The organism is Streptomyces sp. NBC_00525 (genome assembly GCF_036346595.1).
Lineage (GTDB): Bacteria > Actinomycetota > Actinomycetes > Streptomycetales > Streptomycetaceae > Streptomyces.
Map to the genome: position 1 here is coordinate 2971876 of NZ_CP107834.1, position 11195 is coordinate 2983070.

An 11195-nucleotide genomic window follows, 5' to 3' on the forward strand; every position below is an offset into this window, starting at 1 on the left:
CAAGGACGATGAATCCGAGTCGGGCCGCTCCCTTTTCCGGGAAACCGCCGGATCTTTTACAGCAGCCGCTGGAATCCTTCTTCGATCCGATCCAGCACCGAGCGGACATGCGGCACGGCGAGCGGGTCGGCGGCGGCCAGTGCCGTTTCCTGCTGCTCGGCGTTCTCGCCGTAGAGCATGCTCGTCGCGCATTTGAAGCGCAGGGCCCCCGGCTCGTCGCCGAGGAGGTGCCCAGCGAGGACGGCGATGCCCAGGTCCAGCATCCGGCCCGCCAGCGACGCCGAATCGGTCACGTCGTGCTTGGCCAGCTCCTCGCGGACCGGCTCGAAGTCCGGGTAGACGTAGAACGCGCCGGTGGGCGGCCGGCAGCGCGCCCCGGCCCCGACGACGATGCGGTGCACCTCGCGCGCCACGGCCCCGTGCAGCCGGGCGCCGGCGCGCAGCCGCTCGCGGATCTCCTCGGGCTCCCCGAAGGCGTACTCGGCCACCTCCTGCATCGGGCCCGGCAGCGTGGACCACACCTCGCTGGCCACCGAGGCGACCCCGGCCCGGATCGCCTCCCCCCACGGCCCCTCGGGGAAGCGGGCCGCGCCGATCCGCCAGCCGCCCAGCGCCAGGGACTTGCTGAGCCCGGTGCAGACGACGGTGCGGGCGGGCGCCACCTCGGCGGGGCTGAGGTAGTCGGCGTCCGGGTCGTGCACGACGTCCCGGTAGATCTCGTCCGAGACGATGAGCAGGTTCTCCTCCTCGGCGACGGCGCACAGTTCGCGGATCATCGCGGCGGAGGCGAGGGTGCCGGTCGGGTTGTCCGGCAGCGTCAGGATCATGAGGCGCGGGTCGTACCCCTCGGCGCGGGCGGCCCGGATGCGGTCGCGCAGCAGGGCCGGGTCGGGCACCCCGCCGCACTCCGCGGGGATCGGCACGGCGATCGGCTCCTTGCCGGCCAGCCGGGCCTGCGGCGCGTAGGTGTTCCAGGCGGGCCGGGGCAGCAGCACATCGCCGGGCACGGTGAGGTCGAGGGCCATCAGCAGCGGCTTGCTGCCCGGCGCGACGACGATCTGGTCCGGCCCGGTGGGCAGCCGGCGCCGGCCGAAGTACCCGGCGACGGCCTCCCGTACGCCCGGCGAACCGGCCACCGGCCCGTACGCGTTGCGGACCGCGCCCGCCGCGAGGCGGTCCATCAGCGGCCCGAAGGCCGGCAGCCGCGACTCGCCGAAGCCGAGGTGGACGATGCGCTCACCGGCCGCCTGGCGCTCCGCGACGATCTGGTTGAGGGCGAGATTGGGCGACATGCTCATGGGATTCACGCCTGGCTCCCCACCCCGGCGGCCGCGGTGCGGCTGCCGAAGAGTTCCGGTTCGCGCGACCACGCCGGTCCGGCGATCGCGCGGGCGATGTCGGCGGGCACCGAGTGGTCCAGGCGCAGCCCGTCCAGCCAGGCCGCGTCGGCGTCGTAGTGCGCGAGGAAGGGGCGGCCGACGAGCTTCGGGTCGCGGGCCTGCACCATGCGCAGCTGGAAGAACAGCCCCTCGGCCCGCTCGACGACTCCGTCGACGGCCACCTTGCCGGGGGTCGCGGACATCACCGGCCCGCGCACGGTACGGGCCAGGCCGGGCAGGGTCGCGTACGCGTCCCGGTAGATCTCCGCCGCCCGCGCGAGCGGCACCCGGAAGTAGTCGTGCGGGCCGGTGTCGCGCTCCACGAACATGTAGTACGGCACGGCGCCGGCGGCGAGTTCGGCCCGCCACATCCGGGCCCACACGGCCGGATCGTCGTTGACCCTGGCGATCAGCGGGGCCTGGCAGTAGACCAGCGCGCCGGTGGACCTGATGCGGGCGATCGCGCGCCGGGCGAGGTCCGTCTCCAGCTCGCGCGGGTGGCTGAAATGCGCCATCACGGCGAGGTTGCGGCCGGTGGCGACGACCTTCTCGAACAGCCGCAGCGCGTCGTCGGCGTCGGGGTCGGTGACGTAGCGCTGCGGCCAGTACGCCACGGACTTCGTGCCGATCCGGATGGTGCGCACGCTCTCCAGCGAGAGCAGCGGCTCCAGGTGGGTGCGCAGCCGCGCGGTGGACATCACCATCGGGTCGCCGCCGGTGACGAGCACGTCGCCCGCGTCCGGATGCGCCTCCAGATACGAGATCAGGCCACGCGGGTCGGGTGCGGCGAACCGCAGTTCGCTGTCGCCGACGAACTGCGCCCAGCGGAAGCAGTACGTGCAGTAGGCGTGGCAGGTCTGGCCCTGGCTCGGGAAGTACAGCACCGTCTCGCGGTACTTGTGCTGGAGTCCGGGGAGTTCGGCGCCGTCACGGGTGGGGACGTTGAGTTCCTTCTGCCCGGAGGGGTGCGGGTTGAGCCCGCCGCGTATCTGCTGCACCAGCGCGCGCAGCGCGACCTTGCCCGCCGGGTCGGCGGAGAGGGCGGCCAGCTCCCGTTCGTTCCGCTCGCTGAGCATCCCCTTCTGCGGGAAGACGAGTTGGAACATCGGATCGTCCGGGATGCGGTCCCAGTCGATCAGCTGCGACAGGACGTACTCGTTGACCCGGAAGGGCAGCACCATCGACACGAGCCGGACGGTCTCCCGAATGTCGGCGGGCAGGCCGTGGCGTTCGGCGATCTCATCGAGCTGCCGTGGTCCGTAGGCGCGGAACCGGGCCGCCTCGGCAGGATCGGTTGCCAGCAGGGACATGCGGATATTCCTCCAGCCTGATGCCTGGCAGTTCGAGCGTCTGCTCGAACACGATGCGATGCTAGGGACGCGAATCGGCCACCGGACCCCAGAACAGACCCCAGCCGGACCCTTACGAAGCGCGCCCACCCCTGCCCGCCGGCACGCACGGCGAAGCCGCCCAGGAGCAACGGGGGACGTACTCCTGGACGGCTGCTGAGAGACCCCTCGCGGGATGTTCGCGCGGGGCGGTGACGGGGTAGGGCGCGGGGTGCTACGCGAGCCCCGCGCCCGGCTCCTGCGCCCCGGCCTGCGCGGCGGGCGCCCCGCCCTCCGCGGACTCCGCCGGTTCCGCCGCCTTCGCGTTGTCCTGCTGGACGGACCGCAGCCCGACGAGCGCCACGACGATCGCGCCCGCCATCACGACCGCCCCGGCCAGGGAGGCGGCGTGCACCTCCGTGGTGAAGGCGGCACGGGCCGCGTCCACCAGGTTCCCGCCCGCCTCACCGGGCAGCCGGGACGCCGCCGCCAGCGCGCCGCCGATCGTCTCGCGGGCGGCGTCCAGCGCGTCGGCCGGCACCCCGGCGGGGTCGTCCAGCGCGGAGCTGTTGCGGTAGGCGGTGGCGCCGATGGAGCCGAGGACGGCGACGCCGAGGGCACCGCCCAGCTCCTGGCAGGTCTGCAGCAGCGCGGACGCGGTCCCGGCGCGCTCCGGCGGCACCTGGCCGACGACGAGTTCGGTGACCAGGGTGAGGACCGGGGTGAGGCCCACCGCGAGGGCGATGATGCCGATCAGGATGATGACGAGCCCGTCCTCGGCGGGGACCTGGGTGAGCATCAGCAGCGCGGCGGTGGCGAGCCCGAACCCGGCGGCGATGATGACGGCCGGGCGCACGGTCCGCACGAGCACGGTGGCGAGCGGCACGACCGCACCGACCGCGACGGTGCCGGGGATGGTCCACAGCGCGGACTTCAGCGCGCTCATGCCGAGCACGGACTGCAGGTACTGCGTGGAGAACAGCGAGTACCCGACGAGGGTGAAGCAGGCGAGCATGTTGACGGTCACGGACGCGCCGAAGGCCCGGTTGCGGAACAGCGATACGTCGATCATCGGGTCGGCGCTGGTGCGCTGCCGGCGCAGGAACACCGGAATGATCGCGAGCCCGACGACGATCGCCAGGACGTACGGCACGGTGAACCCGTCCACGGCGATCTTCTTGAACCCGTAGACGACGGGCAGGATCACGGCCAGCGACAGCACGGCGCTGATCAGGTCGAACCTCCCGGCGGCGGGGTCCTTGAACTCCGGCAGCAGGAACGGCCCCGCGACCAGCAGCAGCACCATCACGGGCACGTTGATCAGGAACACCGACCCCCACCAGAACCCGGCGAGCAGCGCCCCGCTGACCACGGGCCCGAGCGCGGCCCCGGCGGCCATGCCCGTCGACCAGACGGCGATGGCGGTACGCCGCTGGGTCTGCTCCCGGAAGATGTTCCGGATCAGCGCCAGCGTGGACGGCATCAGCGTGGCACCGCCGAGGCCCTGGAACGCCCGCGCGCTGATCACCATCTCGGGGCTGTTGGCGTACGCGGCGAGCAGCGATCCGGCGCCGAAGACCACGGCCCCCATCAGCAGCAGCCGCCTGCGCCCGATGCGGTCGCCGAGCGCCCCCATGGTGAGCAGGACACCGGCGAGCACGAAGCCGTAGATGTCGATCATCCACAGCTGCTGGCTGCCGGACGGCCGCAGGTCCTCGCTGATGGACGGAATCGCGAAGTAGAGGACGGTCAGGTCCATGGAGACGAGCAGCACGGGCAGGAGCAGAACGCCGAGGGCGATCCATTCCTTCCGGCCCGCTCTGGCCTCCGGTCCGGTAGGTGCGTTCTCGCTCTGGGAGCTGGTCATGGAGACGGTCCAATGCTGGGGGGACGGGACGTACGTATCAGTGAACGGAAGTACCGACGCGTAGGGGCCCTGCGCGCACGGGAACAGGGGTGCATTCAGGGCCCCGAATAGGGGTGGCCGGTGCTTGCGCCCGGGTATGAAGCGCGCCTGCGGCTGTGTGCTGAAATGCAGCGTCGGCAGACGGACGAGGGGGACGGACATGGGTGCACGGGGTGCGGCGGGCATGGCGCTGGTGGTGGCGGCGGTCCTGGCGACGGCGGGCTGCGGCGGTGACGCCTCCGCCGGCGCCGGTGACAACGGCGACGGCAGCAGCGGCAGCGGCAGCGGCAGCGGCAGCGAGAACCGCTCGACGGCCGCGGTCGAGGCCGCGCGGGCCTACCAGCAGGCCCAATTGGGCCAGGACTGGGAAACCGCGTGCAGGGCCGTCACCGACCGTCTGCGACGGAGCTGGGGCGCCGACACGATCGCCGAGTGCATCGACATCCGGGGCTTCGCCCCGACACGCGACGCGTCGGGGATACGAGTGACCACGGGCCGTCCCGTCGAACTGCCGGCCCACGGTCGGCACCCGGCAGGTATCGGCCTACGGGTTTCCTTCGGCCCCGCCGGGAACGGCATGCACAACCACACGGCAACCCGCCTCGTCCCCGGCGAACACGACACCTGGCTGGTCGACCAGGCGGTCAACCTCGCCGACGGCACGGACACCGAGGCGGTCCGGGAGGCGCTCACGCGCGAGTAGCGCCGACTCGGGGCGCACGGCAGCACCCGCGCGCGAGGCGCCGCCACGTCAGGCGCGGTGGTACGGCTTCCCGACCAGACGCATCGCGCGCGTGTTCGGGGTAAAGCCCAGCGATGCGTACAGCGGCCTTCCCGCGTCGCTGGCCGTCAGGGTGAGCAGAGTGCAGCCCTGCCCGGTCAGCCAGTCCATGAGCGCCTGAGTGACGGCGCGGCCGTAGCCCCGCCGCCGGAAGCGTGCCTCGGTGGCGACGGTCTGGATCTGCCCGAAGATCCCGGCGTGATCGGGGCCCGGCAGCCCTTGATGGACCACGCCCATCGCACACGCCGCGAGACCGCCCTCCGGATCGTCGACCACGAACGCGGCGAGCCGGGTGCCGCCCAGGTGATGGCGCAGGTGCTCGGCGAGCCGGTCCTGCCACGGTTCGGTAGTGTCGGCTCCTACCATGTCGGCGTGGATACGGGCCAATTCCCCGGCGTCGTCCGAAGAGGCCGGGCGTACGTTCACGAGGCAACCTCCGCGAGGCGATCAGCGAGTTCGCCGGCCGTTGGCCGGTCGGCTGCCTGGGCTGTCAGGACGGCGGCGAGCACGTGTTGGAACCGTGGCCACGGTCGCGCCTCGGTGAGCGGGATGCCCGCGCTGATGGCCTTCCGCAGCTCGGCAGGGCTCGTGCCCTTCACCGTGATGCCGACGGCCTCGTAGTCCAGCGGCCATCGGCCCGTGGTGCAGGTCCAGAGCACGCCGGCCAGTGCGTAGACGTCCGCAGCGGGCGCTGGCTTCACCGGTTGCGGGCCGGTGGCGATCCGCGCGGCGAGCTCCGGGGCGATCAGGTGGGTGATGCCGCCGCTGAACTCGCGCCACGGATCGGTTCCCTCGCGCCACGACCACGCGAAGTCGATCAACCTCACGCCGGAGGCGGTGTGGATGCCGTGGGCGGGTTGCAGGTCACCGTGCACCCAACCGGCGGCATGGAAGTCGGCGACCGCCCGGCACAGCCCCACTGCTCCGGCAAGAGGGAACATCCGGTCCTCGCTGCCCTCCCTTACCGGACCGAACAGACCCCAGGTGGACGGCCCGTCCAGCCACGGTGTGACGTACCAGACGTCGGCACCCGAGCCGCCGGTGACGACGGTGTATTCGGGCAGGGCGTCGAGAGTCGCCGCTTCCCGCGCAGTGCTCTCGGCTCCCTCGGCGCCGTATCCGACCTTGACCGCAACTCGGCTGAGCGAGCCCTCAGCCTTCCAGACCGCCGTACCGCGCCGTTCGGTGATCCCCGTCAGCGAGACCGGGCCGCAGAGAGCCTCCGCAGCCGCTACCGCCTCTGGGGGACAGGAAGCGAAGCCGCCCATGCCCGTACCGCCTTCCAGTCGCAAGGGATGTGCTCGAACACGTCACGGCCGTCGTCGTCAGCGCCGGCCAGGCACTGTGCGAGATCGGGAGTGTCATGCAGGAACTGTGGATCGCGTGACCGGACGGACGCCCGTACCGGAAGGAAGGAGACCGGGGCGGAAGGGATGCTCCGGCCGAACCTGTCGCACTCCCGCGCCCTCTGGGCGAACTTGCCGAACATCACCCCCACCGGCCCGTAGAGGTGCTTGAGAGCCCAGTGCGGCCAGGCCATCACCTCACTGTGGTCCGCGTCCGCAGCATTGCCGAGGATGACGATGTTCTCGCACGCGAGAGCGCCGTGGCGACGCCTCATCAGCGGCCGAACCCATTCGGCGGCCTGCACAGCAACATGGAACAACTCGACTTCCACGGCCTCTCGGTGGGCTCCGGGAACGATTTCGTAGACGGTCCACCCGGTCATTCCTCGCACCATGGACGCTTCGAGGTACGGGCAGTACGCGAACATCGACGCCGCATAGCCTTCAACGTCCACGCACGTCGGTCGCACCGATCTGCCTTCGACGAGGCGGAGCGCCCCGGCGGTCGGCCGGGACGCTCCGCCGGTGCACACGGCCATCAGGCGATCACCGGTCGCCGTCGCTCGGGGCCGGGGAGCAGTTCCACTCCGCGACAACGCGGCCGGTCTCCCGGTAGGCGGAGAGGGCTCCGATGTCGAGGCTGCCGTCGGCAGTGGTGAACCAGATCTCCGGCAGTGGGCCGTACGACTCCTCGTACTCACCCACCCAGGCGATGGGGCCGCGCCCGGAAGTCTCGGCATGGATCAGCTCCTGCCCCGCGTGCTCGGTTGTGAACGCACGGTGTGCCTGCGGGTCCTGGGCCAATCGGTGCCACGCGGCGTCGATCGCCGTGCTGAACATCTCCGGGGCCGACTGCCCGGCGTCGAATCGGCGAGCTGTGATGGCGAAGAACCTGCCCAGTTCCTCCAGTCGCACGCCGGCTTCCGTCACTGTGCTCATGTGCTCCTCCTGCTGGTCGATGACCTCGACCCCACCAGCACGTTGCGTGTCGATGTGGGCCGCCTGCGTAATCAAGGTCGGGCAAGGCGACGGGAAGCAGCAAAGAAATTTCTCGGTATTTCTCAGATCCAGCCATCGGCCGCTGCCATGAGCAGCTGCCTGGCTTCGGCGTCATACAGCGCGCTCTGCGCCAGCAGGTCGAAGACCTTCCGGTACTGGGCCACTTCTTCGGGCAGCGCCAGCCGCAGCTCGGCACTGACGACCTCGACGATCACCTGATGGTCGTCGAAGACCCAGAAGCCGTGTACGGGCGAGACGGGAAGCCGGGTCCTCATGGGGACGATGCCGAGCCGCACGGCCGGCAGGGTGCTCGCGGAGACCAAGCGGTCGATCTGCGCGCGCATCACCGGGGCAGGCGCCAGCCCGTACAGCAGCGCCGCCTCCGTCAGCAGGATGTGCCAGCGTTTACGGCCGGGCGAGTACAGCACTTCCTGCCGGGCCAGCCGTGCCGCGACGGCGGCGTCCGTGTCGGGCCGGCTTCCGTTCAAGCGGGCGTGCTCGCGGAACCGGGCGGCGGCGTAGTCGGCCGTCTGCAAGAGACCGGGAACCCAGCACGGTTCGAACGCGCGGACGGTCTTGGCGGCGGCTTCCGTCTCCGCCCACGACCGCTGGACCGCTGCGTGGCCCTCCCGTAGCTGCCGACGCCACTCCGCGTACCGGCTGTCCAGATCGCGCAGCAGCAAGTGCAGCTCGGCAGCCGCCTCGGGGACACCACAGGCGGCCGTCCAGGCTGTTATGTCGCCGGCCGTCGGGGCCTGGCGGCCGAGCTGGATCTTGGAGATCTTGCTCGGTGCCCAGCCCAGACGCTTTGCCAGAGTGCGCCCGTCGATGCCGGCAGCCGTACGGATGGCACGCAGGCGTCCGCCCAGTTCTTCTCGGGCTTCGTGGACGCCCTGTCGTGCAGTGCTCAACGCGGCGGATGCTCCTTGACGAACTCGCGGAAGGGACGGGCGTGGTGGAAAGCCGCGTCGAGCCAGCGGGCGTGCTCCACGACGACTGCGGGGTCGGTGATGACCTCCGCCCCGAGGAGGTGGCCCTCGTCGGTGAAGTGGAGGACCGCGAGGATGCTGGAGTCGAACAGCCAGAAGTCCCGGTCGGGCAGCACGAAGCGGTTGGCGGTCTCCCGGTCCAGGTACCGGATGTCCTCCCCCGCAGCGGTGTTGCTCTCCGCGAGGTGGAGTTCGTACCGCAGATAGTCCGTCAGCTCCGGTGGCACGACGCGGACCCGGCTCACTGTCTTGCCGGCCGCCGTCTGCTCGCGCATGGTGTCGAGCCACGGGGAGAACCAGGCGAGATCGACCTCTTCGCCATCGAGGAACTGCGCGAAGGACTCACGCTCGTTCTCGATGTCGTAGTGCGTACGGGTCTCCAGCCGCCGGGCCGTGTGCGCGAAGGTGGTGAACAGCTCGTCGAACGCGGCGCCACTGACGAGCCCGATGCTGCCCTCCGCGCGCTTCGGAGCGAACCGCTCCAGCAGCTCTCGGGGCACCTCGAGAACGTCCTCGTCGTCGGCCATGTCCCGCACGTCTCCGTACGCCTGGTCATCCGGGTTGATCTTCCAGCCTTGGACGACCACGGTACCCCGGTCGGTCTCATAGACCGAGGGGCATCCGCCGCCGCCACTGGTGCTGCCGATGAACCGTAACCTCATGGCGTTCTCCTCAGAGAAGGAATTTCTCTGAGTTTCTCTCCTGCAACAGTGTCCAGGTAGCCCGATTCTCGCCACATGCTCACGCACACGTGGCCGCCCAACCCCAGAGGTCACGGCAGGCTGCGGCAAACCGGCAGGAGTCGAAGCACTTCCTGGCGCTTGATCCGGGCCCTGGTACGGCTGAGAAATCGGTGTTCCTACCCCTCCTCCGCCGCCCGTGCCGCCAGTGCTCTGCGGTCCGTTTTGCCGTTCGGGGTGAGGGGGAGGGACGGGGTCAGGGTGACCTTGCGGGGGATCATGTAGTCGGGGAGGGTCTTCTTGCAGAAGGCGCTCAGTGCGACCGGCTGGGCGTCGAAGTCGCGGCCCGGAACGACGTACGCGTACAGCTCCGGGTCCTCGCCGGGGCGCGGGCGGACCACGACGGCCGCCGCCTCCACGCCCGGGAACTCAAGCAGCCGGCGCTCGATCTCGCCCAGTTCGACGCGGTTGCCGCGCATCTTGACCTGGAGGTCGGAGCGGCCGACGAAGTACAGCTCGCCGCTCTCGCCCCGGTACGCCAGGTCGCTCGACTTGTAGACGAGCTGCCCGGACCGGGGGTTGAGCGGGTCCGGGACGAGGACGGAGCGGGTGGCCTCGGGGTCGTCCCAGTAGCCGGTGAACAGGGACGGGCCGCGCAGGTGGATCTCGCCCACCTCGCCCGGCTCCTCGACCGGCCGGCCCTCCTCGTCGATCAGCAGCATCTCGGCGCCCGGATACGCGAAGCCGATGGACAGCTTGTCGATGTTCTCGGGCAGCGGGTTGGGCACATCGGTGAGGGAGAACGCCATCGCCTCGGTCGGGCCGAAGCAGTTCACCACCCGTACCGGGCCCAGCAGCGTTTGCAGTTGACGCAGTTCGGGAAGCGGGAACGCCTCACCGGAGAACAGCACCCCGCGTATCTGCCCCGCCAGCGCGGCGAGTCCGGTCGCCTCGTGGCGCAGCACCGGCCGCCAGATGGACGGCACCCCGTCCACCTGCGTGGCCCCCGTGTCCGCGAGGAACCGCAGAAACCGCCGCGGCCAGTGCATGAGTTCACGCGGTACGGGAATGAGCTGCGCGCCCGACCCGAGGGCCAGGCCGATGTCGAGCAGGGCGAAGTCGAACTGGAGGGGCGAGGTCGTCGCGAGCCGGTCCTGCGGTGTGACGACGGAGTGCCGCAGCATGCCCCGGTAGAACGACAGCACGCCCCGGTGGCTCATCACCACTCCCTTGGGGCGGCCCGTCGTGCCCGAGGTGAAGATCATGTACGCGGCGTCGGTGGTGACCGCATCGCGCCGGTGCCGGACGCGCGCCGCGGGGGCGCGCTCCACGGTCACCCCGTCCGGGCCGAAGCGGGCCGTGCCGATGCCGGACGGGATGCCGTCACGGGTGCCCTTCTCCGTCTGCAGGTGCAGCGCCGGCTCCGCCGTGTCGATGATCGACCGCAGCCGGGGGTCCGGCACTTCGGGGCTCACCGGGATGAAGGTGAGCCCGAGCATCGAGCAGGCGAGCAGCGCGGCCACGGCGGCGGCCGAGTTGTCGCTCTCCAGGACGACCCGGTCGCCGATGTCGAGCCCCAGGGAGTCCAGGGTCACCGCGTAGTCGTGCGCCCTGCGCTCCAGCTGCCGGTAGCTGAGGACGCGCGGCGTGCCGTCCTCGGCGGCCTCCCAGGCGGCCGGGCTGTCCGGCGCGGTCCGGGCCGCGGCCAGCATGAACTCGTGGATGCGTTCGGCCGGCGCGCCGACCGCCGCCGGGTGCTCCGTACTCAGGCTCATCGGCCCGCCTCC

Annotated in this window: 11 protein-coding genes; 1 reads left to right on the forward strand and 10 read right to left on the reverse strand. The window is 71.1% G+C overall.

Annotation, left to right across the window (positions count from 1 at the left end):
- Positions 1-56: 56 nt before the first annotated feature.
- The 3 genes from OG710_RS13200 to OG710_RS13210 all read right to left on the reverse strand — a co-directional run bounded on the left by OG710_RS13200 (position 57) and on the right by OG710_RS13210 (position 4574).
- Entirely contained in the window at positions 57-1307 is a 1251-nt protein-coding gene (locus OG710_RS13200) for a pyridoxal phosphate-dependent aminotransferase (protein WP_443064250.1), read from the reverse strand.
- Positions 1304-2689 (reverse strand): KamA family radical SAM protein, encoded by a 1386-nt coding sequence (locus OG710_RS13205; RefSeq protein ID WP_330239514.1) that lies wholly within the window; start codon positions 2687-2689, stop codon positions 1304-1306. Before OG710_RS13205 ends, OG710_RS13200 begins: the two co-directional genes overlap by 4 nt.
- Before the next feature lie 253 nt (positions 2690-2942).
- Complete coding sequence (locus OG710_RS13210) at positions 2943-4574, reverse strand: MFS transporter (RefSeq protein WP_330239515.1); 1632 nt, start codon at positions 4572-4574, stop codon at positions 2943-2945.
- 199 nt (positions 4575-4773) lie between these two features.
- Between OG710_RS13210 and OG710_RS13215 the strand changes: the two genes are divergently transcribed.
- Positions 4774-5316 (forward strand): hypothetical protein, encoded by a 543-nt coding sequence (locus tag OG710_RS13215; protein WP_330239516.1) that lies wholly within the window; start codon positions 4774-4776, stop codon positions 5314-5316.
- A 48-nt stretch (positions 5317-5364) separates the two neighbouring features.
- On the opposite strand, the gene OG710_RS13220 is transcribed toward OG710_RS13215, so the two are convergent.
- The 7 genes from OG710_RS13220 to OG710_RS13250 all read right to left on the reverse strand — a co-directional run bounded on the left by OG710_RS13220 (position 5365) and on the right by OG710_RS13250 (position 11183).
- Positions 5365-5760 (reverse strand): GNAT family N-acetyltransferase, encoded by a 396-nt coding sequence (locus OG710_RS13220; RefSeq protein ID WP_330239517.1) that lies wholly within the window; start codon positions 5758-5760, stop codon positions 5365-5367.
- 56 nt (positions 5761-5816) lie between these two features.
- Positions 5817-6662 (reverse strand): hypothetical protein, encoded by an 846-nt coding sequence (locus tag OG710_RS13225; protein ID WP_330239518.1) that lies wholly within the window; start codon positions 6660-6662, stop codon positions 5817-5819.
- On the reverse strand, positions 6626-7279 hold the full coding sequence (locus OG710_RS13230) for a DUF6875 domain-containing protein (RefSeq protein WP_330239519.1): 654 nt from the start codon (positions 7277-7279) through the stop codon (positions 6626-6628). Before OG710_RS13230 ends, OG710_RS13225 begins: the two co-directional genes overlap by 37 nt.
- A 7-nt stretch (positions 7280-7286) precedes the next feature.
- Complete coding sequence (locus OG710_RS13235; RefSeq protein ID WP_330239520.1) at positions 7287-7679, reverse strand: hypothetical protein; 393 nt, start codon at positions 7677-7679, stop codon at positions 7287-7289.
- Positions 7680-7801: 122 nt separating this feature from the next.
- Positions 7802-8650: a helix-turn-helix domain-containing protein gene (locus OG710_RS13240; protein ID WP_330239521.1), complete on the reverse strand. Its 849-nt coding sequence runs from the start codon at positions 8648-8650 to the stop codon at positions 7802-7804.
- Complete coding sequence (locus OG710_RS13245) at positions 8647-9390, reverse strand: DUF6879 family protein (RefSeq protein WP_330239522.1); 744 nt, start codon at positions 9388-9390, stop codon at positions 8647-8649. Before OG710_RS13245 ends, OG710_RS13240 begins: the two co-directional genes overlap by 4 nt.
- 197 nt (positions 9391-9587) lie before the next feature.
- Positions 9588-11183: an AMP-binding protein gene (locus tag OG710_RS13250; RefSeq protein ID WP_330239523.1), complete on the reverse strand. Its 1596-nt coding sequence runs from the start codon at positions 11181-11183 to the stop codon at positions 9588-9590.
- Between the last annotated feature and the right edge of the window lie 12 nt (positions 11184-11195).